General features: G+C 72.8%; 21 protein-coding genes. 13 read left to right on the plus strand and 8 right to left on the minus strand.

Annotated features, from left to right (window positions below; all coding sequences use genetic code 11):
• The first annotated feature begins 116 nt into the window (after positions 1-116).
• A complete protein-coding gene (locus tag ACFC1W_RS02410; protein ID WP_375988201.1) occupies positions 117-1,523 on the plus strand; it encodes a DUF222 domain-containing protein in 1,407 nt (468 codons plus the stop codon).
• Between the two features lie 550 nt (positions 1,524-2,073).
• On the opposite strand, the gene fdhD is transcribed toward ACFC1W_RS02410, so the two are convergent.
• Entirely contained in the window at positions 2,074-2,946 is an 873-nt protein-coding gene (gene fdhD, locus ACFC1W_RS02415) for a formate dehydrogenase accessory sulfurtransferase FdhD (RefSeq protein WP_375988204.1), read from the minus strand.
• Positions 2,947-2,950: 4 nt separating this feature from the next.
• Positions 2,951-4,006, minus strand: coding sequence for a GTP 3',8-cyclase MoaA (gene moaA, locus ACFC1W_RS02420; RefSeq protein WP_375991377.1), 1,056 nt, complete (start codon positions 4,004-4,006; stop codon positions 2,951-2,953).
• 264 nt (positions 4,007-4,270) lie between these two features.
• Between moaA and ACFC1W_RS02425 the strand changes: the two genes are divergently transcribed.
• Genes ACFC1W_RS02425 through ACFC1W_RS02445 form a run of 5 tightly spaced genes read left to right on the plus strand, consistent with a single transcriptional unit; the run spans position 4,271 to position 10,795 of the window.
• The gene (locus tag ACFC1W_RS02425) at positions 4,271-5,716 is read left to right on the plus strand and encodes a cytochrome ubiquinol oxidase subunit I (protein ID WP_375988207.1); all 1,446 of its coding nucleotides are present in this window, start codon (positions 4,271-4,273) and stop codon (positions 5,714-5,716) included.
• A 10-nt stretch (positions 5,717-5,726) separates the two neighbouring features.
• Complete coding sequence (gene cydB, locus ACFC1W_RS02430; RefSeq protein ID WP_375988210.1) at positions 5,727-6,758, plus strand: cytochrome d ubiquinol oxidase subunit II; 1,032 nt, start codon at positions 5,727-5,729, stop codon at positions 6,756-6,758.
• A 30-nt stretch (positions 6,759-6,788) separates the two neighbouring features.
• The gene (gene cydD / locus ACFC1W_RS02435) at positions 6,789-8,525 is read left to right on the plus strand and encodes a thiol reductant ABC exporter subunit CydD (protein WP_375988213.1); all 1,737 of its coding nucleotides are present in this window, start codon (positions 6,789-6,791) and stop codon (positions 8,523-8,525) included.
• Positions 8,522-10,195, plus strand: a complete 1,674-nt coding sequence (cydC, locus tag ACFC1W_RS02440) for a thiol reductant ABC exporter subunit CydC (RefSeq protein ID WP_375988216.1) — start codon at positions 8,522-8,524, stop codon at positions 10,193-10,195. The genes cydD and cydC overlap by 4 nt, the downstream gene beginning before the upstream one ends.
• 48 nt (positions 10,196-10,243) lie before the next feature.
• Complete coding sequence (locus ACFC1W_RS02445) at positions 10,244-10,795, plus strand: GNAT family N-acetyltransferase (RefSeq protein WP_375988219.1); 552 nt, start codon at positions 10,244-10,246, stop codon at positions 10,793-10,795.
• On the opposite strand, the gene ACFC1W_RS02450 is transcribed toward ACFC1W_RS02445, so the two are convergent.
• The 6 genes from ACFC1W_RS02450 to ACFC1W_RS02475 form a co-directional block, all read right to left on the minus strand.
• On the minus strand, positions 10,770-12,392 hold the full coding sequence (locus ACFC1W_RS02450; RefSeq protein WP_375988222.1) for an SDR family oxidoreductase: 1,623 nt from the start codon (positions 12,390-12,392) through the stop codon (positions 10,770-10,772). The genes ACFC1W_RS02445 and ACFC1W_RS02450 overlap by 26 nt on opposite strands.
• Positions 12,393-12,465: 73 nt before the next feature.
• Positions 12,466-13,077 (minus strand): GNAT family N-acetyltransferase, encoded by a 612-nt coding sequence (locus ACFC1W_RS02455; RefSeq protein ID WP_375988225.1) that lies wholly within the window; start codon positions 13,075-13,077, stop codon positions 12,466-12,468.
• Positions 13,078-13,265: 188 nt separating this feature from the next.
• A complete protein-coding gene (locus ACFC1W_RS02460) occupies positions 13,266-14,366 on the minus strand; it encodes a sulfate/molybdate ABC transporter ATP-binding protein (protein ID WP_375988228.1) in 1,101 nt (366 codons plus the stop codon).
• Entirely contained in the window at positions 14,363-15,115 is a 753-nt protein-coding gene (locus ACFC1W_RS02465) for an ABC transporter permease (RefSeq protein ID WP_375991379.1), read from the minus strand. Before ACFC1W_RS02465 ends, ACFC1W_RS02460 begins: the two co-directional genes overlap by 4 nt.
• Before the next feature lie 62 nt (positions 15,116-15,177).
• Positions 15,178-16,005: a molybdate ABC transporter substrate-binding protein gene (gene modA, locus ACFC1W_RS02470; RefSeq protein WP_375988231.1), complete on the minus strand. Its 828-nt coding sequence runs from the start codon at positions 16,003-16,005 to the stop codon at positions 15,178-15,180.
• A 2-nt stretch (positions 16,006-16,007) separates the two neighbouring features.
• Positions 16,008-16,400 (minus strand): molybdopterin-binding protein, encoded by a 393-nt coding sequence (locus tag ACFC1W_RS02475; protein ID WP_375988234.1) that lies wholly within the window; start codon positions 16,398-16,400, stop codon positions 16,008-16,010.
• Positions 16,401-16,523: 123 nt separating this feature from the next.
• On the opposite strand from ACFC1W_RS02475, the gene ACFC1W_RS02480 reads away from it, so the two are divergent.
• The 7 genes from ACFC1W_RS02480 to ACFC1W_RS02510 are packed head-to-tail and all read left to right on the plus strand — an operon-like array spanning position 16,524 to position 21,514.
• Positions 16,524-17,501 (plus strand): phosphotransferase enzyme family protein, encoded by a 978-nt coding sequence (locus ACFC1W_RS02480; protein ID WP_375988236.1) that lies wholly within the window; start codon positions 16,524-16,526, stop codon positions 17,499-17,501.
• A gap of 56 nt (positions 17,502-17,557) precedes the next feature.
• Positions 17,558-18,676 (plus strand): ThiF family adenylyltransferase, encoded by a 1,119-nt coding sequence (locus tag ACFC1W_RS02485; RefSeq protein WP_375988239.1) that lies wholly within the window; start codon positions 17,558-17,560, stop codon positions 18,674-18,676.
• Positions 18,673-19,920 (plus strand): gephyrin-like molybdotransferase Glp, encoded by a 1,248-nt coding sequence (gene glp, locus ACFC1W_RS02490; RefSeq protein WP_375988242.1) that lies wholly within the window; start codon positions 18,673-18,675, stop codon positions 19,918-19,920. The genes ACFC1W_RS02485 and glp overlap by 4 nt, the downstream gene beginning before the upstream one ends.
• The gene (moaC, locus tag ACFC1W_RS02495; RefSeq protein ID WP_375988245.1) at positions 19,917-20,393 is read left to right on the plus strand and encodes a cyclic pyranopterin monophosphate synthase MoaC; all 477 of its coding nucleotides are present in this window, start codon (positions 19,917-19,919) and stop codon (positions 20,391-20,393) included. The genes glp and moaC overlap by 4 nt, the downstream gene beginning before the upstream one ends.
• Position 20,394: 1 nt before the next feature.
• Entirely contained in the window at positions 20,395-21,012 is a 618-nt protein-coding gene (locus tag ACFC1W_RS02500) for a molybdenum cofactor guanylyltransferase (protein ID WP_375988248.1), read from the plus strand.
• Positions 21,009-21,281, plus strand: coding sequence for a DUF6457 domain-containing protein (locus ACFC1W_RS02505; protein WP_375988251.1), 273 nt, complete (start codon positions 21,009-21,011; stop codon positions 21,279-21,281). Before ACFC1W_RS02500 ends, ACFC1W_RS02505 begins: the two co-directional genes overlap by 4 nt.
• Positions 21,281-21,514 carry a MoaD/ThiS family protein gene (locus ACFC1W_RS02510; RefSeq protein WP_375988254.1) on the plus strand — a complete coding sequence of 78 codons (234 nt, stop codon included), beginning with the start codon at positions 21,281-21,283 and terminating at the stop codon, positions 21,512-21,514. Before ACFC1W_RS02505 ends, ACFC1W_RS02510 begins: the two co-directional genes overlap by 1 nt.
• Positions 21,515-21,543: the final 29 nt, after the last annotated feature.

A 21,543-nucleotide genomic window follows, 5' to 3' on the forward strand; every position in this document is an offset into this window, starting at 1 on the left:
GTGCTGCCGGTTCCTCCACAAGCGAGTCGAACGGACCGCTATCCACAACGATTTCTTGATCTGATCTGGGACTTCGTGTCGACATCGATGTCGGAGGGGGTCGGCATGATGGAGTCATGACAGACCTTGCCGCACCGCTCAATGCGATCTGTCACGAGCTCGGCGCCCTCGTCACCGAGGCCTTCGGCTCCCACACCACCGCGCGCCTGCAAGACGACGACCTCCTCGCAGCACTCGCCACCCTGTCAGGCCTCCGCCGCCAGACCGACGCGCTGCTGGCCGAGCTCGTGGCGCAGGTCGATGAGCGAGCGGATGCCGCACCCCACGCCGAACGCATCACCACGGTTCACGGCTGCCGATCGGTCACCGAGCTCGTACAGCGCGTGACGCTCGTCTCGCGCCGCACCGCCGGGGAACTGCTGCGGGCCGGACGCGGGATCGCGCAGGAAACCGCGCACATGACCGGCGCGGTGCTCGAGGCGACCTACCCCGCGATGCGCACGGCAGCCGCCGACGGCGTCGTCGGGATCGATGCGCTCCTCGCCGTCATCGACACCCTCGACCGCGCCGAGTGCGAAGGTGCAGCACGACGCAGCGCCGACGATGAGCTGGCCATCGCCGCACGCGGGGCCGGCGACGATGCGCAGCCGTGCGCCGACGAGCTGCGCCTGCAGGCGAGCGTGTGGGCGATGTACCTCGACCCCGACGGCGCCGAGCCCCGCGAGGCGCGTGCGCTCCGCAAGCGCGGGCTCACCCTCGGCGTGTGCCGTGACGGACTCGTCCCGCTCCGTGGATCGCTGCTTCCCGAGGTCGCGGGGCAGCTCCGCCGCATCTTCGACAGCCTCCTGAACCCGAAGGTCACCGCGTCGGCAGGGCCCGTCTTCGTGGAGAGCGAGACGGTCTCGACGGAAGACTCCGACCCCCGCAGCCGCGTGCAGAAGCAGCACGACGCCCTCGCGACCGCCTTGACGGTCGCCGCGCGTTCGGGCGAGATGCCGACCATCGGAGGCTCCGCGCCGACACTCGTCGTCTCCGTCCGGTCCGATGACCTGGCGCAGGATCGCGGCTACGCACACCTCGACGACTGCGACGAGCCGGTCGGCCTCTCCGTCGCGCGCCAGGTCGCGTGCACGGGCGCCGTACAGCGGGTGAGCGTGGACGAACGGGGGCGCATCCTCGCGATCGGCATCGCCGACCGCGTGTTCGCCGCCCACCAGCGCAAGGCGATCGCGCTGCGCGACGGCGGCTGCGTCATTCCCGGCTGCAGAGTGCCGTCGGCCTGGTGCGAGATCCACCACGTGGAAGAGGCGGCGCGGGGTGGCCCGACTCACACCGACAACGGAGTCCTGCTCTGCTGGTTCCATCACCGCACGATCGACACCGGCGGCTGGAAGGTGCGGATGAACCGAGGCGTGCCCGAGATCCGCGGGCCGTCGTGGTGGGATCCCTCAGCGCGCTGGCACCCCGCGACGAAGTCTCCGACCCGGCTCCTCGATCGGCGCGACGCGCGGCGCCCGGCGTGACGGTGACCTTGTCCGCCCGGGGCGCACGGACGGGTGTTCGTGAGCAGGCGCACGGGGACCCGGCGCGTTCAGACGCGGCGCGCGCAGACGCAACGCGCGCAGACGCGGCGCAGGCAGACGCAGCGCAGACACGCGGGGCGGACACCCGGCGTGCAGACGCAGCGCTGCAAGCGCGGCGCGCGGATACGCGGCGTTGCAGACGCAGCGCAGACACGCGGGGGGCGCGCGTGCAGATGCAGCGCGTGCAGACGCGGCGCGTGCAGACGCGGCGCGCGCAGACGCGCCGCGTGCAGACGCAGCGCAGACGCGGGGCGGACACCCCGCGCGCAGATGCAGCGCGTGCAGACGCGGCGCGTGCAGACGCGGCGCGTGCAGACGCGGCGCGTGCAGACGCGGCGCGTGCAGAATCTTGCGCGCGCAGACGCGGCGCGCGCAGACTCTTGCGCGCGTCACGCACCGCGCACAAGCGGCTCGCGCGGGCCCGTGGCGCATCACGCAACCGCACACAAGCGCCCGCGATACCGGGACACGCGCCGCCGTTCCGTCGCCGTCAGTCCGGCGAACCCCGCAGCACGCGGTCCGGGCGCGTGTACAGGTTCAGCGACTTTCCGCGTACGAAGCCTGCGAGGGTCAGCCCCGAGGCCTCGGCCAGCTCCACCGCGAGCGAGGACGGCGCGGACACAGCCGACAGGATCGGGATGCCGGCCATGACGGCCTTCTGCACGAGCTCGAAGCTCGCCCGCCCCGAGACCTGCAGCACGGTCCCCCGCAGCGGCAGGCGGTCGTTCAGCACACCCCACCCGATGACCTTGTCGACGGCGTTGTGGCGCCCCACATCCTCCCGCACGACGAGCAGCTCGCCGGTGCCGGCGTCGAAGAGCGCGGCGGCATGCAGACCGCCCGTCTTCCCGAAGACCGCCTGCTCCGCGCGCAGCCGATCGGGCAGCGCCAGGAGGTCCGCGACGCCGAGGGTCGCGGCATCCGACCCCACCTCATAGGACGAGACCGTCTCGACCGCGTCGATCGACGCCTTGCCGCACAGCCCGCAAGAACTCGTCGTGTAGAAGCTGCGCGCCAGCTCGGGGTTCGGCGGCGCGACGCCGGGGGCGAGGGTGATGTCGAGCACGTTGTAGGTGTTCTCGACGCTGCCGGCGACGCCGACGGCGCCGGTGCCCGGTCCGCCGCAGTGGATCGCCGAGCGGAACTGATCGCCGCGCGCGATCACGCCCTCCGACACCAGGAACCCTGCGGCGAGTTCGACGTCGTGACCGGGCGTGCGCATGGTGATCGCGAGCGGCGTGCCACCGACCCGGATCTCCAGGGGCTCCTCGACGGTGAGGGTGTCGCTGCGCCGACGCTCGCCCACACCGTCGTCGGCGCTCACGAGCCTGACGATGGGGCGATGGACGGTGAGCCGACCCACGACGTCAGCCGCCGATCGCGTTCATGCCGCGCGCGGGCTGGAGGAAGCTCGGATCGTTGATCGCGTGCCCCGGGAGCTTGCCGTGCACGCAGGAGCGCAGCATCCGGTCGATCTCCCCCTCGCCGCCACCCGACCCCGCGCTGCGCAGGATCGGCAGCAGGTCGTACTCGGTCGTGGAGAACAGGCAGTTGCGCAGCTGGCCGTCGGCCGTGAGGCGCAGGCGGTCGCAGTCGCCGCAGAACGGCGCCGTCACCGATGCGATGACGCCGACCGTGTGCGGTCCGCCGTCGAGCAGCCAGCGTGCGGCGGGGGCGCCACCGCGTCCGGGCACCGGCGTCAGCGACCAGCGCGCCGAGAGCGTCGCGAGGATCTCGTCCTGCGTGACCATGCGCGCGCGATCCCACGTGTGGCCGGCGTCCAGCGGCATCTGCTCGATGAAGCGCATCTGCGCATCGTGCGCGACCGCGAACTCGACGAGGTCGACCAGCTCGTCGTCGTTGACATCGCGCATGGCGACCGCGTTCAGCTTCAAGGGACGGAGAGCGGATGCCGCGGCCGCCGCGATCCCGTCGAGGACGTCGTCGAGGCGGTCCCGGCGCGTCAGCTCGTGGAAGCGGTCGCGCCGCAGCGTATCGATCGAGATGTTGAGCCGGCGCAGACCCGCGTCCGAGAGCTCGGGGAGCAGCTCGCGCAGGCGGATGCCATTCGTCGTCATCGCGATGTCGACCGGGCGCCCGTCCGGCGCGGTGATCGCGGCGAGGCGTCGCACCACGTCGACGATGTCGGTGCGCAGCAGGGGCTCGCCGCCGGTGAGCCGGAACGTCGTGATGCCGTCGGCCGCGGCGACGGTGGCGATGCGAACGATCTCATCGGTCGACAGGATGCTCGAGCGCGCGAGCCACTCATTCCCCTGCTCGGGCATGCAGTACGTGCACCGCAGTGAGCAGCGGTCGGTCAGCGAGATGCGCAGGTCGCGGTGGACGCGACCATGCGTGTCGACGAGCGGGTCGCCCGGACCGCCCGCGAGCGCGTGCGACGACCGCGCGTCGGGGCGGGGCATCCGGGGCGCGATGGTGACGGGAATCGCGCTCACGACGCCCTCCCTCGCTCCGACCCGGCCTCCATGGTTCGAGGGTAGCCCGCGCCGTGCACGCGGGGCCGCGGTGGGACGGTCTTTTTCACGGCCCCCGCACCAGCGGCACTGCGTCGCGCCTGGAACGCTGGGTGGCGGGATCACGCTTCGGATCGATGTCTTCCCTGTGGTCTGACCACATGCTAACGTGGTCAGACCACACCTCCCGCTCGAGCGATCGGAGAACGCCTCGTGGATCTGCTGGACCCTCTGCTGCTCGCCCGCTGGCAGTTCGGCCTCACGACGCTGTACCACTTCCTGTTCGTGCCCCTCACGCTCGGAATGGCGCTCACCGTGGCCATCTTCCAGACGGCGTGGCACCGCACCGGCAAGGTGAAGTGGCTGCATCTCACCCGCTTCTTCGGCAAGATCTTCCTGATCAATTTCGCCATGGGCGTGGTCACGGGCATCGTGCAGGAGTTCCAGTTCGGCATGAACTGGTCGGCGTACTCCCGCTTCGTCGGAGACGTGTTCGGCGCCCCGCTCGCCTTCGAAGGACTCATGGCGTTCTTCTTCGAGGCGACGTTCATCGGCCTGTGGATCTTCGGCTGGGACCGCCTGCCGCGCGCGCTCCACCTCGCGAGCATCTGGATCGCGACGATCGGCGCCTGGTTCTCGGCGTACTTCATCCTCGCGGCGAACGCGTTCATGCAGAACCCGGTCGGATTCCGGATGGCCGATGACGGCTCCCGTGCCGAGATGACCGACTTCTTCGCGGTGCTCAGCAACCCCGTCGCGCTGGCCGCGCTCCCCCACACCCTGTTCGCGGCGTTCATGATGACCGCCGGCATGATCATCTCGATCTCGGCCTGGCACCTGATGCGCGGCCAGAACGTCGAGATGATGCGGTCCTCACTGCGCTACGGGCTGTGGGGCATGATCGTCGCCTTCGCGGGCGTCGCCATCTCGGGCGACCAGCTCAGCCTCGTGATGGTCTCGACGCAGCCGATGAAGATGGCGGCCGCGGAGGCGATGTTCGACAGCGCGTGCGGAGCGGATGCCTCGTTCTCGATCTTCACGCTGGGCACACCCGACGGCTCGACCGAGCTGTTCTCGATCCGCGTGCCGTACCTGCTGGCGTTCCTGTCGACCCACACGCTGGACGGCTGTGTCGAAGGCATCAACGACCTCAACATGCAGTACACGACCGAGCTGTTCCCGCAGTTCGCCGACCAGGTCGACGGCAACTTCGCCCCGATCCTGTGGGTGACGTACTGGTCGTTCCGCTGGATGATCGGCCTCGGCGGCATCGCGGCCCTCACCGCAGTCGTCGGCTTGTGGCTCACGCGCAAGAAGGCCAAGCGCGACGTGCCGCAGTGGGCGTGGAAGCTCGCGGTCTGGGCGTGGCCCGCCTCGCTCTTCGCGATCCTCGTCGGCTGGGTCTTCACCGAGATGGGCCGGCAGCCCTGGATCGTGTTCGGACTCATGCTGACCGAGGACGGCGTCTCGCCCAGCGTCCCCGGCTGGACGGTGCTCATCTCGCTCGTCGCCTTCACCCTGATCTACGCCGCGCTGGCGGTCGTCGAGATCGGCCTGATCATCAAGACCTCGAAGAAGGGGCCGGAGCCGCTGCCCGGACCCGACGATCCCGACCCCCGGGAGCGCGCGGTCGAAGACACCCCCACGACGGTCTACTAGGAGCATCGACATGGACCTCGCATACCTCTGGTTCTGGATCGTCGGATTCCTCTTCGTCGGCTACTTCGTGCTCGACGGCTTCGACTTCGGCGTCGGCATGTCGCTCCCCTTCCTCGGCAAGGACGACATCGGCCGCCGTCAGATCATCAACACCATCGGCCCGGTCTGGGACCTCAACGAGACGTGGGTCATCGTCGCCGGCGCGTGCCTGTTCGCTGCGTTCCCCGAGTGGTACGCCACGCTCTTCAGCGGCTTCTACCTCGCGCTGCTGCTGATCCTGCTCGCGCTGATCCTGCGCGGCGTCTCGTTCGAGTACCGTCACCAGCGCGACAGTCTGCGGTGGAAGCGCGGCTTCGACACGATGATCGTTGTCGGGTCGGCTGTGCCCGCGCTGCTGTGGGGCGTCGCCGTGGCCAACATCGTGCAGGGCGTGCCGCTGGACGCCGACCATGAGTTCACGGGGTCGCTCCTCACCCTTCTCAACCCGTACGGCCTGCTCGGCGGCCTCACGACGCTGCTGCTGTTCTTCACGCACGGCGTGTACTTCGTCGCGTTGAAGACCGACGGCCAGGTGCACGAGGACGCCCGGCGTCTCGCCCGCCGCGCCGGTCTGCTGACGGTGGTCGTGGCCGCCGCATTCCTGATCTGGACCATCTTCATCGCCGCCGGTCACGGTGCACCGCTGATGGCGGCAGTCATCGGCTGCGCCGGAATCGCCGCCGTGACCCTGGTGATGTCGCTGGTGTTCAATCTGCGCGACCGCGAGGGCTGGGCGTTCGGATTCGGCGCGGCCACGATCGTGGCCGCCGTGCTGACCCTGTGGTTCGCGCTGTTCCCGTACGTCATGCCGTCGTCGACCGACATCGCGCACAGCCTCACGATCGAGAACGCGTCGAGCACCGACTACACCCTCACGATCATGACCTGGGCAGCCGCGATCTTCCTCCCGCTCGTGCTGCTCTACCAGGGCTGGACGTACTGGGTCTTCCGCAAGCGCGTCTCGCGCTCGCGCATCGAGAAGGCGGCCGCTCTCGTCCACTGACCCGGGCGCGGTAGGTAGGGTCGAAGGGCCATGAGCGACGACGACCCCACCGAGCCCGGCAGGCGGCCGGGCGGGCCCGTCGATCCCCGGCTCCTGCGGTACGCCTCCGCTTCGCGCGGGTTCTTCGTCGCGATCGGAGCCGTCGCAGTGGCGCAGACGGCGGTCATCGTCGCTTTCGCGTGGCTGCTCACGCGCGCGATCACGGGAGCGATAGACGGGATGCCGCCGCCCGAGCTCGCCGTGACCCTGATCGCCCTCGCAGTCGTCGTCGCCGTGCGCGCTGTGCTGCTGTGGGCGCGCGAGGCGATCGCCGCACGCGCCGCCGCACGCGTCCAGTCGCAGCTGCGGTCTGCCCTCATCGACGCTGTCGGCACCCTCGGTCCCGGATGGCTCGACGGGCGCAACTCAGCCCAGCTGGCCGTCACGGCCGGCCGCGGACTCGACGCGCTCGAGGCGTACTTCGGCCGCTATCTGCCGCAGCTCGTGCAGACGGTCGTCGCGACGCCGATCATCATCGCCGTGATGTGGTGGCAGGACTGGATCTCGGGCCTGACCGTCGTCCTGACCCTCCCCCTCATCCCGATCTTCATGGTGCTGATCGGGCTCGCGACGCGCTCCGTGCAGCAGCGGCAGTGGGACACGCTGCACCGCCTCGCGGCGCGCTTCGCCGACACCGTGCGGGGCCTGTCGACGCTGAAGGTGTTCGGCCGGCAGCACCGGGCCGCGGCATCCATCGAGCAGGTCACCGGCGAGTATCGGCGCGAGACGATGCGGGTGCTGCGCGTGTCGTTCCTCTCGGGCTTCGCCCTCGAGTTCCTTGCGAGCATCTCCGTCGCGATCATCGCCGTCTCGATCGGCTTCCGCCTGATCGACGGCGCCCTCCTCCTCGGCGTCGGGCTGTTCGTCCTGCTGCTCGCACCCGAGGCCTACCTCCCACTGCGGCAGGTCGGTGTGCAGTTCCACGCGGCCTCCGAGGGCGTGGCCGCGACCCGCGACGTGTTCGAGGTGCTCGACGCCGCCGCCGCGGCACCCTCATCCCCCGCCCCGCTCCGCCGCCCGTCATCCCCGCTGAGTGTCCACAGAACGCCGTCCCGGGCGCCCGGGGCACCGCGTTCCGTGGACACTCAACAGGGCGGGGAGCTGCGGTTGAGCGACGTGTGCGTGCGGCGGGGCGAGCGGATGCTGCCGCCCATGTCGCTCGTCGCGACAGCGGGCACCGTGACCCTGATCGAGGGACCGAGCGGCGCCGGCAAGTCCAGCGTCCTCGCGGCGCTGCGCGGCGCCGCCGCGTTCGAGGGCGCAGCGACCTACGACGGCGCGGACGTGCGCGCGGTGGCGCCCTCGACCTGGCTGGCCTGGGCCGGACAGCAGCCCGGCCTGATCGCCGGTTCGATCGCCGCCAACATCACCCTCGGCGACAGCGAGCCCGACGCCGCGCTGGTGCGGCGCGCACTCGCACTGGCGTGCGCGGCGGAACTCGCGCCCGACCGCGCGCTCGGCGTGCAGGGCGCCGGGCTGTCGGGCGGTCAGGCGCAGCGCGTGGCCGTCGCGCGAGCGTTCTATCGGCGGCTCCGCGGCAGGGCCGGGGTGATCGCCCTCGATGAGCCCAGCGCCGCGCTCGACCCCGACACGGAGGCGCAGCTGTGGCGGAGCGTGCGCAGCCTGGCCGATGCGGGCGCGACCGTCCTGCTCGTGTCGCACCGCACGAGCGCCCGCGCGATCGCCGATGCCGTCGTGCGCCTCGAGCCCGCGGGGGTGGTCGTATGACGTCGGCCACCCGCGCCGATGTGCTCCGCGGTGCGATGCCGCCCGTCCGCCGCTTCTGGCCCGCGCTTGCGGCGGGCTTCGCCTCCGAGGCATCCGCGGTCGCCCTCCTCGCCGTGAGCGCGTGGCTCATCGTGCGGGCGAGCGAGCAGCCGCCGGTGCTCTACCTCTCGGCGGCGGTCGTGGGCGTGCGCCTCTTCGCGCTCTCCCGGGCGACCTTCCGCTATGTCGAGCGGCTGGCCGGCCACGACGCCGCCCTGCGGCAGCTCGCGACGACCCGCGCGACGCTCGTCCGCCGCCTCGTTCCGCTCGCGCCCGACGGCCTCGCGCGCACCGGGCGCGGCTCGGTGCTCGGCGCACTGGTCGACGACGTCGACGATCTGCAGAACCTGCCGCTGCGCGTGGTGCAGCCGCTCGTCGCGTCGGCGGCGGTCGCCGTCGGGGCGGTCGTACTGGTGTCGATCGTGTGGTGGCCGGCCGGTCTCGTGCTCCTTGCGTGCCTCGTCGCCGCCGGACTGGCGGCGACCCTGTGGGGCTGGGCGTCCGGCGCTCGCGCGGAGCGCGACATCGCCCCGCTGCGGGCCCGCCTCGCCGATGCGGTGCTCGACCATCTCGGCAGCCTCGACGTGCTGACCGCGTTCGGCGCCGAGGCCGAGAGCCGCACCCGCGTGGCGGCGGCGGACGCCGCGGTGCGCCGGGCCGTCGTGCGGCGGGCCGGTGCGCAGGCGGGCACGACGGCGATCGTCTCGCTCCTCGCGGGCGGCGCCTCGATCCTGGCGGTCCTCACGGCCCTTCCCGGCGTGGCGTCCGGAGCGCTCGGCGGGCCGGCCCTCGCCGTCGTGGTGCTCGTGCCGATGGCCGTGTTCGAGGTCTTCACCGCCGTGCCGCTGGCGGCCGCCGCGTGGCGACAGGTGGCGGCACCCGCTGACCGCATCGCCGGCGTGCTGCCGGACCGGCTTCCCGACGCGCTCGTGGACGAGACCGCGGCGCCCACCGGCGAGGGCCCGGCGCTCGGCCACGGGATCCGGCTGCGCGGCGCTTCGGTGCGCTGGCCGGAGGGAGCGGAGACCTCCCTCCACGACGTCGACCTCGACGTCCGCCCCGGCGAGCGCGTCCTCGTCGTCGGGTCGAGCGGCGCCGGCAAGACGACGCTGGCCCACGCCCTCGTGCGCTTCCTCGAGACCGAGGGCCGCTACGAGATCGGCGGACGGCCGGTGCGCGAACTCGCCGGCGACGACGTTCGGCGCACCGTCGGGCTGTGCGAGCAGCAGCCGATGCTCTTCGACGAGGACATCCGCCAGAACCTGCTGTTCGCGCGCGACACCGCGAGCGATGCCGACCTCGAGTCCGCCCTCGCACGCGTCGGCCTCGGTGACTGGCTGCGTGAGCGCGGCGGGCTCGACGCACGGGTCGGCGAGCGCGGCGCGCTCGTGTCGGGCGGCCAGGCGCAGCGCATCGCCCTGGCCCGTGCCCTGCTGCGCGGCTTTCCGGTGCTGGTGCTCGACGAGCCGACCGCGGGCGTCGACCCGGAGGCATCCGATGCCCTCCTCGCCGACCTCCTCGGCGCGGTCGGCGACGACCAGGCCCTCGTGCTCATCTCGCACGTCACCGTGCCGCCCGGGCTGGTCGACCGCGTGGTGCGGTTGGAGCACGGGCGGATCGTCTCGGGGTGAACCCGAACGCACGTGTGACGGGCAGACGACTCGGCTAGCGTCGGAGGCATGACGCTGACGGTCCGCGTCGCCACGCGCGACGACGCTGCGAGCATCACACGGGTGCGCATCGACACGTGGCGGGCCGCGTACGCGGGACTCATGGCGCAGGAGATCCTCGATGCGATGGACGCCGAGCGCGAGACCGAGCGACGGCTGGCTCGATGGGACGAGATGCACGGCGAGCTGCACGCGTGCGACCTGCTCGCCGAGATCGACGGGGTCGCGGCGGGCTGGGCATCGATCGGTCCGTCGATCGACGGTGATCGTCCCCGCGACGGTCAGGTGTATGCGATCTACGCGCGGCCCGAGCACTGGTCGCGCGGCGTCGGCCACGCACTTCTCGTCACGGCGGAGCGGCGGCTGCGCTCGTCGGGGTTCCGCAAGGCGCATCTGTGGGTGCTCGACGGCAACGAGCGCGCGGCCGCGTTCTACGAGCGCCACGGCTGGCGTGAGGACGGCGCGACAATGACCGACGAGCGGCGCATCGCGGGCACCGGCCATACGCTGCTCGAGCGACGCCGGATCCGCGACCTCAGGGAGCCGCTGCCGACGCCGTGACCGACCGGTCCTCCGCCGAGCCGACGTCTTCCGGATCGCCGGCGACGGCGTCTGCCGATTCCCCGGATCCCGCCACCGTCTCCGCCGCGTCGGCGATGCGCCGAGCCATGCCCGCGAAGATGAACCCGTGGAAGGGCAGCACCGCCAGCCAGTACAGCCGCCCCGCCAGCCCGAGCGGGAAGAACACCGCCCGCTGCTCGTAGCGCGAGCCCGCAGCATCCGGGATCGCCCGCAACTCGAGCCACGCGAGACCCGGCACCTTCATTTCGGCCCGCAGCCGCAGGAACGTCCCCGGCTCGAGGGCCTCGACGCGCCAGAAGTCGAGCGCGTCGCCGATGGCGAGCCGGCCCTTCGAACGCCGGCCGCGAGCGAGTCCGATCCCGCCGACGATCCGGTCCATCCAGCCACGGATCGCCCACAGGAGCGGTGAGGAGTACCAGCCGTTCTCGCCGCCGATGCCCTCGATCACGCGCCACAGCGCCGCCGGCGGCGCCGAGGTGACGGCGGACCGGCGGTCGGTGAACACGACGCGCCCCGCCCACTCCGGGTCACTGGGCAGCGGGTCGCTCGGCACGCCGAGAACCTCGGCGTCCTGCCAGCTCGTCTCGACCGCGTCACCCTCGACGCGGCCGAGCGCCAGTCGCACGGCGGCGCGGTACCCGGTCAGCCCGTCGCCGGGAGGCGGGATGAGGGCATCGACGTCATGGTCCTTCATCACGCACTCGTTCTGCAGCGACTCGACGAGAGGCCGCGCGATCGACCGCGGGATCGGCGTGACGAGGTTCACCCAGTGCGACGCGAGGCGGGGTGTGAGCACGGGCAGCGTCGCGATCGGCCGCTGGCGCAGGCCGGCTTCGACGGCGTAGCCGTTCATCATCTGCCCGTAGCGCAGCACGTCGGGCCCGCCGATGTCGACGGCACGGTTCACGTCGGCGGGCACGCGCGCGGCGCCGAGAAGGTAGTGCAGCACGTCGCGCACGGCGATCGGCTGGATGCGGTTGCGCACCCACTTGGGCGCCGGCATGTACGGGAGCACCTCGGTGAGGTGGCGCACCATCTCGAACGACGCCGACCCCGATCCGATCACGACGCCGGCCTGCAGCACCAGCGTCGGCACTCCGCTGCCGAGGAACGCCTCGCCGACCTCGACGCGCGAGCGCAGGTGGGGCGACAGCTCCACACCGTCGGGGTGCAGGCCGCCGAGGTAGACGATCCGCCCGACCCCGGCCGCAGCCGACTCCCGCGCCACCGTCTCGGCGGCGGACCGGTCGGCGTCGGCGAAGCCCTTGCCCGACGACATCGAATGGACGAGGTAGTACAGCACGTCGACGTCGGGGACCGCGGATGCCACGGCCGCGGCATCCGTCGCATCTCCCGCCCTCACCTCGACGCGGTCTCCCCACTCGAACGCGCCGAGCCGGGCGGGGTCGCGGGCCAGCACCCGGACCGCGTACCCCGCGGCCAGCAGCCGCGGCACGAGCCGGCCGCCGATGTAGCCCGTCGCCCCGATGACCAGCGCCCGCGGAGCGGAGCCGTCGGGGCGCGGCACCGCGGCGAGCTCGGGTTCGCGTCCGGTGGGTGCGGAGAGGTCGTCCATCCCGGCAGGCTACGCGGACCGCGGCGCAGGCCGAAGGGGTTGCGCTCGCGACGACGCTGTGGTCGCCGGCGCGTCAGACGAGGCTCATGCCGAAGGCCTGCACGCCGTCGTGCGACGGCAGCGGCGCGAAGCCCACCCGCGGGTAGAACGCGATGGCCCCCGCGTTGTCGGCCGATGCGACCAGGTGCAGGCCTGTCACGCCCTGCGCGCGCAGCGCGTCGGCGAACGTCGCGATGAGCAGCCGCCCGAGCCCGCGGCCCTGGGCTTCGGGCAGGAGGTCGATGTGCAGGTGCGCGGGGTACGCGTCACCGTACGGCTCGGCTCCGCCGCGCCGGCCGTACGCGTATCGCAGGATGCCGTCCTGACGCGACGCCTCGGCTTCGGGCTGTGTCTCGGGCTGCGGCCAGCGCGCGGAGTGGCGCGGCCACCACTCGGTGCGGAACCACTCCTCGAACGCGGCGGTCTCCGGCGCCCCGACGATGTAGCCGACGACACGTTCGTCGTCGGTCTCGACCACGAACGCCAGCTCGGGGTGCCGCACCACATAGGGGAGAACGAAGATCTCGGCCCACAGCTCGTCGTCGTCGAGGACCCCCGTCCCGTCGGCGCCGGCATCCGCCGTCTTGAGGCAGATCTCGGCGAGCGCCGGCTCGTCGCCGGGTCGGAAGGGGCGGATGCGTGTCACCCGACGAGTCTAGGAGCGGCCCGGCGCACGCGTCGGCAGCGCGCGTCAGCTGTGCGCGTCAGCCGTGCGCGTCAGCCGAGCGGCTCAGCCGAGCGGCTCAGCCGAGCGGGTCAGCCGTGCGGGTCAGCCGAGCGGCTCAGCCGAGCGGGTCAGCCGAGCGGCTCAGCCGAGCGGGTCAGCCGTGCGGGTCAGCCGAGCGGGACGAAGCGCGCGTCACCGGCGTCCAGGCGCAATCGCACCGGGAGCCCCGACGTCAGGCCCAGTTCGGCGGCGCGGTCGGCGGTGAGGTCGACGGCGACCTCGGGGTCGGCGGTACGCACGCGCACGCCGCCCGGCGTCTGCTCGAGCCGCGTCACGCGCGCCAGCCACTCGCCCTCGACGACGGAGGGGGCGAGTCGCAGCGCTCCGGTCCAGGTGTCGGCCTCGGTGCGTTCGATCCCGACCGCCGACGGCCGGAAGACCGCCGCGACGGCCGTGCCGTCGGAATGAGCGGATGCCGCCTGCCCGGCAGCCAGCACGACGTGATCGCGCTGCCAGCGGCCGTCGCGCACCTCTCCCTCGACGCGGTTCAGGCCTGCGACGGCGGCCGTGAAGCGCGTCGCGGGCTCCGCGAGCACCTCGCGCACGAGACCGGTCTGGATCACGCGGCCATCCTCGAGCACGAGCAGCCGGGATGCCAGGGCGACCGCGTCGACGGCGTCGTGCGTCGCCACGATCGCGGTGGAGCGCGTCGCGGCGAGCTGATCGTGCAGCAGCGCCCGCACGTCGCCGGCGGTCTCGGCGTCGAGGGACGTCAGCGGCTCGTCGAGAAGGAGGGCGTCCGGGCTCGTCGCGAGGGCCCGCGCGAGTGCGACCCGCTGCTGCTGCCCGCCCGACAGCTGAGCCGGCCGGCGCGACCCCATCCCGTCGAGCCCCACCCGCCAGAGCCACTGGTCGGCCTCCGCCGCCGCGACCTGCTTCGTCGCCCCGTGCGCACGCAGGCCGAAGGCGATGTTCTCGTGCGCGGACAGGTGCGGGAAGAGGCGCGGTTCCTGACCCAGGAGCACGATTCCGCGACGCGACGGCGTCGTGCGCACGCGCGGACGTGGTGCCGTGTCGAGCTCGCGGTCGCCGAGCCGCACGTGGCCGGCGTCGAGGGTCACCAACCCGGCGAGAACCCCGAGGAGCGTCGACTTGCCCGCGCCGCTCGGGCCCATGACGGCGACCACTTCGCCCGGCGCGGCCTGCACGGTCGCGTCGAGACGGAAACCCGATCGCTCCACCACGACATGCGCGTCGAGGGCGGTCATCGGGGTGCCTCCGGCCGCCAGGCGCGCACGAGCAGAAGCACGCCGATCGCCGTCACCAGCAGCAGCAGCGAGAGCGCGACCGCCGAGCCCTGCGACACGCCGGCGCCGTTGAACGCGGTGTAGATCGCGAGCGGCATGGTCTGCGTCACACCGGGCGCGTTCCCCGCGAACAGGGCCGTCGCGCCGAACTCGCCGACCGCTCGGGCGAAGCACAGCACGATGCCCGCGATGAGTCCGGGGGCCGCGAGCGGCAGCGTCACGCGGCCGAGGATCGTCCAGCGGCCCGCGCCGAGGCCGGCCGCGGCCTGTTCGTATCCGACGCCCGTCGTGCGCAGCGATCCCTCGAGGGCCAGCACCAGGAACGGCAGAGCGACGAACGTCTGGGCGAGCACGACCGCGCCGGTCGTGAACGGCACCCGGATCCCCCACTCTGCGAGCACTCCCCCGAGCCAGCTGGTGCGACCGAACAGGAAGAGCATCGCGACGCCGCCGACCATCGGCGGCAGCACGAGCGGCACGGTCACGAGCGCACGCAGCACCGCCGCCGTGCGCGCGCGGCTGCGTGCGATGACGAGCGCGAGCGGCACGCCCAGCACCACGCAGACGACGGTCGCGGCGAGCCCGGTCGTCAGCGAGAGGCCGAGCGCTGACAGCGCCTCCGGGGAGGTGATGTCCTGCCACAGCGTCGACCACTCCACCCGCAGCACGAGGGCGGTGAGCGGCAGGATGAGCAGCGCCAGACCGATCATGGCGGGGATCGCGAGCACGCGCGGGGCGAACCCCACGCGATCGCGTCCGGCGACGAGCTCGGTCACGGCGCCCCGAAGCCGAGCTCGTCGAGCACCGCGCGGCCCTCGCCCGACAGCACGAACTCGACGAACGCCGCCGCGGCAGCAGGGTTGGCGGCCTCTCGGAGCGCCGCGAGGGGATACCGGTTCACCACGTCGGCCGCACCCGCGGCATCGACAGCCTCGACGCGCGGTTCGCCGCGGGCGTCGGTGACGTAGACGAGACCGGCGTCGGCCTCGCCGGCCGCGACCTTCGTCAGCACACCGGTGACGTTCTGCTCGAGACTCGCGGGGGTCACGACCACCTCGTTCCGTTCCAGGAGGGTGGCGGATGCCGCGCCGCACGGCACCTCGGGGGCGCACAGCACCACCGTGAGGGCGGCCGCCGCGAGGTCGTCGATCTCGGTCACGCCGCCCGGATTGGGGGCCGGCACCGCGATGACGAGCGTGTTCGAGGCGAACAACCGGGGCGCGTCGGCGAGACCGGCGTCGACGATCTTCTGCATGTTCGCCTCATCGGCGGAGGCGAACACGTCGGCGGGCGCCCCCTCGATGAGCTGCGTGGCGAGCGTGCTCGAGCCGTCATACGAGATGGGCAGGACCTCGACCGACGGATGTCGCTGCTCGAACGTCATCGCCAGCTCGTCGAACGCGGCACGGAGGGAAGCCGCCGCGAAGATGGTGAGCTCGCCGGACAGCTCGGGTGCGGCCACGCCCGGCGCAGGAGCGGACGAGGAGCCGGGCGCCGCGTCACGTGACGCGTCGCGCGCCGCACCGGCACAGCCGACGAGGGCCAGCGCGGCAACGAGCAGGGAGGCCACGACGGGGCGGCGACGGGAGGGGCGAGGCATCCTCACCCTCTCGGAGTCTCGACGATGACGTGCGTGGCCTTCACGACGGCGGCGGCGAGCGAGCCCACCTCGAGCCCCAGTTCGTCGACTGCCTCCGACGACATCAGGGAGACGACACGGTGCGGCCCGGACTGGATGTCGACCTGCGCCATGAGCCCGTCCCGCTGCACGCGCGTCACCAGGCCGACGAACCTGTTGCGCGCACTCGACGGCACGTCGGTCGTGCCCGGCGCGGCGGCGGCGAGGTCGACGGCGCGGGCGGCGAGCGCGTCACCGGGGATCTCGGCCGGAGTCGCCCCGGTGGTGGGCAGCGTCCCCGCATCGACCCACCGCCGCACGGTGTCGTCGCTCACGCCGAGCAGCCGTGCGGCGTCGGCGATCTTGAAGCTGGGCATGCGCGAACGCTATCACCGTGACTGCGGGTTTTTCCAGCCGTTTCGCCCGCAGACGCGGAAAGCACCGACCGGCTCGATGCGGCCCCCTTGCCCTCCCAGAGGTCCGTGCCGGACAGTGGGGCCGTGTCCTCGCGCCGCTCGCAGATCGCCGCGCTGCGCAAGGTCGCCGTCGCCGCACTGGGCGACTACCCCCTGCCCGAGGGCCGGTTGACCTTCGTCGCCCACGGTGAGAACACCACGTTCCGGCACGACAGCCCGGCAGGACGCCATCTGGTGCGCGTGCACCGACCGCAGCGCCACGGCCAGGACGTCGACACCGCGAGCGCGATCGAATCCGAGATCGCGTGGCTGCGCAGCATCCGTGCGGATACAGATCTGGAGGTGCCCGAGGCGCTACCGGCGACCGACGGATCGACGACCGTGTCGGCGGCTGCCGCCGGTCGGACCCGAGTCTGCTCGGTGCTGCGATGGATGGACGGCCGCATGCACGAGGAGTCCGCGCGCCCCGTGCACCTGCGCCGCCTGGGTGAGGCGATGGCCGTGCTGCACGATCAGGCCGACGCCTGGTGCCCGCCGGCCGGCTTCACGCGGATCCGCTGGGACCACGAGACGTTCTTCGGCGACGTCATGGTCTACGGCGAGCTCTCGGCCGCCGAGTGCTGGTCGCGCCTCCCCAGGGCGGTGCGCACAAGATTCGACGCCGTTGCCGACCGGATGGGCGACGTCATGACGGCGGAGGAGGATGTCGGCCTCATCCACGCCGACCTCCACCTGGGCAACGCGCTGTTCCAGGGCAGCCGGGTGAAGCTGATCGACTTCGACGACTGCGGCACCGGGCCCCGCCTGTACGAACTCGCCACCGGCCTGTGGGAGCTCCGCCTCGAACCGGAGTACCCGGCGTACCTCGATGCGCTGCGGGCGGGCTACGAGACTCGCCGCGCGATCGACTTCGACCGCATCGACGACTACATCGCCGTCCGCCAGGTCGGCTTCGGCCTCTGGTACACCGGCATGGCCGGCGTGAACCCGGCGTTCGCGGCGCGGCTGGATGTCGTGAACGACTGGTCGCTCGAGATGCTCGACGCCTGCGGGAGCCCGTGACCGTGGCGACGTCAGCGGGACGCCCCAGCCTTCCTGCGCACGGCTAGCCTGAGGGCATGGCCTTTCCTCCGCTGGTCGAGCCCGTCGCGGAGCTCGACGACGACGAGCGCCTCCGCACGGCGCGGCACCGCGTGCTCGCAGGCTTCGGCGAGATCGCGCAGCGCCGCCTCGCCGCCGCTCACGTGGCTGTCGTCGGCGCCGGAGGACTCGGGTCGCCCGTCGTCCTCGCGCTCGCGGCGGCCGGCGTCGGAACCCTCACCGTCATCGACGACGACGGAGTCGAGGCATCCAATCTCCAGCGTCAGGTCATGCACCGAGTCGGCGACGTGGGCCGGCCCAAGGTCGACTCGGCCGTGCGCATCGCGGCCGATCTCTCGCCCACGACCGTTGTGCTTCCGGTCTCCGCATACCTCACGCGCGACAACGCCGCCCGGCTGCTGGAGGGCGCGCATGTCGTCATCGACGGCACCGACACATTCGAGACGCGGGATGCCGTCGCGGTGGCTTGCGAGCGGCTCGGCGTGCCGCTCGTGTGGGGCGTCGTGCAGGAGTTCCACGCTCAGGCCACCGTGTTCTGGACGGCGCCGCCCGCGGGTGTGGCCGCCGTACGGCTGAGCGATCTGTATCCGCCCGAGACGGTGGGCGACGTGCCGACGTGCTCCCAGGTCGGCGTGCTCGGGTCGCTGTGCCTGCAGACCGGGTCGCTGCTCGCCACCGAGGCGATCAAGCTCATCACGGGCGTCGGCGACCCGCTGCTCGGGCGCGTGATGGTGATCGACGCGCTGCGTGGCCGCACCGACGAGATCCCCCTGCGCCCGGCCGGAGCGAGCGCGGCAGCGCCGGCGACAACCGAGCCCGCGGCCGCCGCTCCGATCCCCCACGTGAGCCTCGACGCCGCCATCGCCGCACAGGCGGCGGGCGCGGTGCTGCTCGACGTGCGGGAGCCGTCGGAGACGGCGTTCGGCGTGCTGCCCGGCGTCGTCGAGCGGCCGCTCGGCGACGTGCTCACCGATCCTGCATCCGTGGGCGACGGACCCGTCGTGGTCGTGTGCAAGGTGGGCGTGCGGGCTGAGCGCGCCGCCCGAGCGCTCCGCGATGCGGGGATCGAGGCATCCGTCCTCAGCGGAGGCATGGATGCCTGGCCCGAGGCCGTCGTCGTGCGGGAGCACGCATGAGCCGGGGCGCGGGCGACGGGCTCATTGACATCGAGGAGCACCTGGCGACGGTGCTCGAGGCGACGCCGGCCCTCGACACGGTCGACGTGCCGCTGGCCGCTGCCCTCGGACGGACGCTGTGCGAGGACGTGCGGGCTGCCGTCGACATCCCGGTGTTCGACAACTCGGCGATGGACGGCTTCTCCGTGCGCTTCGACGACGTCGCCGTTGCGTCCCCGGCGTCTCCCGCACGCCTCCGCGTCGTGGCCGACCTCCCCGCCGGCACCGCCCTCGACCCCGCGCTCGCTCCCGGTGAAGCCGCGCGGATCATGACGGGAGCGCCGGTGCCCTCCGAGGCCACCGCCATCGTGCCCTTCGAAGACACGGCGGGCGGCCTGGCCGACTCGCTGGGCGACATCACGGTCCTCGCCGCGCCCGCCCGAGCCGGAGCCCACATCCGCCGTCGCGGCGAAGACGCCGTCATCGGCGACGTCGTGCTGCCGGCGGGCATCCTCGTCGGCGCGCTGCAGGTGGCTGCCGCGGCCGCGGCAGGTGTCGACCGGCTCACCGTCGCGCGGATGCCGCGCGTGGCGATCGTCTCCACCGGGTCGGAGCTCGTCGCGCCCGGAGCGCCGCTCGAGCGCGGTCAGATCCCGGAGTCGAACAGCGAGCTGCTGGCCGGCCTCGCCGTCGGCGCGGGCGCCGAGGTCGTGCTGCGTGCGAGCGTGTCCGACGACGGCGACGGCCCGCGCGAGGCGATCACCGCCGCCGAGGCCCTCGGCGCCGACCTGGTCGTGTTCACCGGCGGCGTCAGCGCGGGCGCATACGAGCCCGTCAAGAACACCCTGGGCGACCGCATGGCCTTCCGCAGGGTGCGCATGCAGCCCGGCAAGCCTCAGGGCTTCGGGCGCACCCCGTCGGGCACGATGCTGTTCGGTCTCCCCGGCAACCCGGTGAGCGCCGCCGTGTCATTCGAGGTGTTCGTGCGCCCGGCACTCCTGCGCATGCAGGGTCGCCGCGACCTGCGGAGACCGGTCCTGCGGCTTCCCGCCGCGACCGCGTGGCGCACGCCTCCCGGCCGGGCGCAGTACCTCCCCGTCACGATCGACCGCAGCGACCCCGGGACGTGGCGCGCGGTGCCCGCCACGAGTGGCGGCTCGCACCTCGCGGGCGGCCTCGGCCGGGCCGAGGCCTATGCCGTGGTGCCCGCCGAGGTCGGCCGGGTCGACGCCGGGGACCCCGTCGATGTCATGCTGATCACATGAGCTTCACTCATCTCGACGAGGCCGGGCACGCGCGCATGGTCGACGTCACCCAGAAGCAGCCGACAGTGCGATCGGCGACCGCCCGCGGGTTCGTGCTGTGCTCGATCGAGGTCGTCTCGGCACTCCGCGACGGCACCGTGCCGAAGGGCGACGTGCTCGCCGTCGCGCGCGTCGCAGGCATCCAGGCGGCCAAGCGCACCCCGGAGCTCCTCCCCCTCGCCCACGTCATCGGCGTGCACGGGGCGGCCGTCGACCTCCGCATCGTCGACGACGGCGTCGAGATCGAGGCGACCGTCCGCACCGCCGACCGCACCGGCGTCGAGATGGAGGCGCTCACCGCGGTGTCCGTCGCCGGCCTCGCGATCGTCGACATGGTGAAGGGCCTCGACAAGGGCACCGCGATCCACGATGTGCGCATCGTCGCCAAGACCGGCGGCAAGAGCGGCGACTGGCATCGTCCGGGCGAGGCATGACGTGAGCACGGGCTCGCTCGGCGCGATCCTGCTCGCGGGCGGCAGGGGGTCGCGCGTCGGTGGCGCGGTGAAGCCGCTCTTCGACGTGGGCGGCACCACCCTGATCGCCGCCGCCGTGGCCGCGGTCGCCGATGCCGGGGCCGATCCCGTCTCGGTCGTCGGACCGGTGCTCGACCCCGGGCTCCGCGTCCGCTGGATCCGCGAGAGCCCACCGTTCGGCGGACCGGCGGCGGGCGTGGTCGCAGCTCTCGCGTCGTGGGACCCGTCGTCCGACCCGGAGTGGACCCTCCTGCTCGCGTGCGACCTTCCGGCCGTCGGAGCCGCGGTGCGCCGGCTCGTCGCCGACCTGCCGCTGGTGCCCTCCGACAGTGACGGGATGTGCTTGGCGGATGCCTCGAGCCGGCCGCAATGGCTGATCGGCGTCTACCGCACCCGGGCACTGCGCGCGGCGGCATCCGCTCTCCCCGGCGCGGGCCGCGACGCACCCGTCCGAGCCCTCGTCGACGAGCTGTCCATCGTCGTCGTGGCCGCGCCGGACGACCTGACCCGCGACGTCGACACGTGGGAGGATCTGGAGGAGGCCCGGGCACGGGCCGCCCAGGCCGAGGAGACGTCATGACCGAGCAGTCCCGCACCCTTCCGCCCGAAGCCCTCGACGCGTGGGCCGCGACCCTGCGCCAGCGGTTCGGGCTCGCCGAAGCCGACGTGCCCGTCTCCGCGGTGCTCGACCTGACGCGCGACGTCGCGAACGGCGTCGCGCGACCGGCCGCTCCGCTCGGCGCGTTCGTCGCCGGGCTGGTCGCCGGCCGGGCCGGCGACGATCCCGCCCAGGTGCGTGAGGCACTCGACGCCGTGGCTGCGCTGGCGGCGGTGTGGGAGGAGCAGTAGTGCCACTCGTCCGCTATTTCGCCGCCGCGCAGGAGGCCGCCGGCCGGGACGCCGAGCACCGGATCGAGGCGACGCTCGGCGACCTGCGACGCGCCGTCGCCGCCGACCATCCCGGGCTCGGCACGATCCTGCCGCGCTGCGCGGTGCTCGTCGGCGGCTCGCGCGTCGATGACGCGACGGCGCTCGGCCACGACGACCTGGTCGACGTGCTGCCTCCCTTCGCGGGCGGCTGACGAGCCCCGTCCGGCTGTACACGTCCGGC

Source organism: Microbacterium sp. NPDC056003, from assembly GCF_042274785.1.
Lineage (GTDB): Bacteria > Actinomycetota > Actinomycetes > Actinomycetales > Microbacteriaceae > Microbacterium.

What these genes read in the sequence shown, in the direction of transcription:
- ACFC1W_RS02410 (WP_375988201.1), top strand. Translation starts at nt 117, where the DNA reads ATGACAGACCTTGCCGCACCGCTCAATGCGATCTGTCACGAGCTCGGC.
- moaA (WP_375991377.1), bottom strand. Translation starts at nt 4,006, where the DNA reads ATGCCCCGCCCCGACGCGCGGTCGTCGCACGCGCTCGCGGGCGGTCCG.
- cydB (WP_375988210.1), top strand. Translation starts at nt 5,727, where the DNA reads ATGGACCTCGCATACCTCTGGTTCTGGATCGTCGGATTCCTCTTCGTC.
- cydD (WP_375988213.1), top strand. Translation starts at nt 6,789, where the DNA reads ATGAGCGACGACGACCCCACCGAGCCCGGCAGGCGGCCGGGCGGGCCC.
- cydC (WP_375988216.1), top strand. Translation starts at nt 8,522, where the DNA reads ATGACGTCGGCCACCCGCGCCGATGTGCTCCGCGGTGCGATGCCGCCC.
- ACFC1W_RS02445 (WP_375988219.1), top strand. Translation starts at nt 10,244, where the DNA reads ATGACGCTGACGGTCCGCGTCGCCACGCGCGACGACGCTGCGAGCATC.
- ACFC1W_RS02450 (WP_375988222.1), bottom strand. Translation starts at nt 12,392, where the DNA reads ATGGACGACCTCTCCGCACCCACCGGACGCGAACCCGAGCTCGCCGCG.
- ACFC1W_RS02460 (WP_375988228.1), bottom strand. Translation starts at nt 14,366, where the DNA reads ATGACCGCCCTCGACGCGCATGTCGTGGTGGAGCGATCGGGTTTCCGT.
- ACFC1W_RS02465 (WP_375991379.1), bottom strand. Translation starts at nt 15,115, where the DNA reads ATGATCGGTCTGGCGCTGCTCATCCTGCCGCTCACCGCCCTCGTGCTG.
- modA (WP_375988231.1), bottom strand. Translation starts at nt 16,005, where the DNA reads ATGCCTCGCCCCTCCCGTCGCCGCCCCGTCGTGGCCTCCCTGCTCGTT.
- ACFC1W_RS02475 (WP_375988234.1), bottom strand. Translation starts at nt 16,400, where the DNA reads ATGCCCAGCTTCAAGATCGCCGACGCCGCACGGCTGCTCGGCGTGAGC.
- ACFC1W_RS02485 (WP_375988239.1), top strand. Translation starts at nt 17,558, where the DNA reads ATGGCCTTTCCTCCGCTGGTCGAGCCCGTCGCGGAGCTCGACGACGAC.
- glp (WP_375988242.1), top strand. Translation starts at nt 18,673, where the DNA reads ATGAGCCGGGGCGCGGGCGACGGGCTCATTGACATCGAGGAGCACCTG.
- moaC (WP_375988245.1), top strand. Translation starts at nt 19,917, where the DNA reads ATGAGCTTCACTCATCTCGACGAGGCCGGGCACGCGCGCATGGTCGAC.
- ACFC1W_RS02505 (WP_375988251.1), top strand. Translation starts at nt 21,009, where the DNA reads ATGACCGAGCAGTCCCGCACCCTTCCGCCCGAAGCCCTCGACGCGTGG.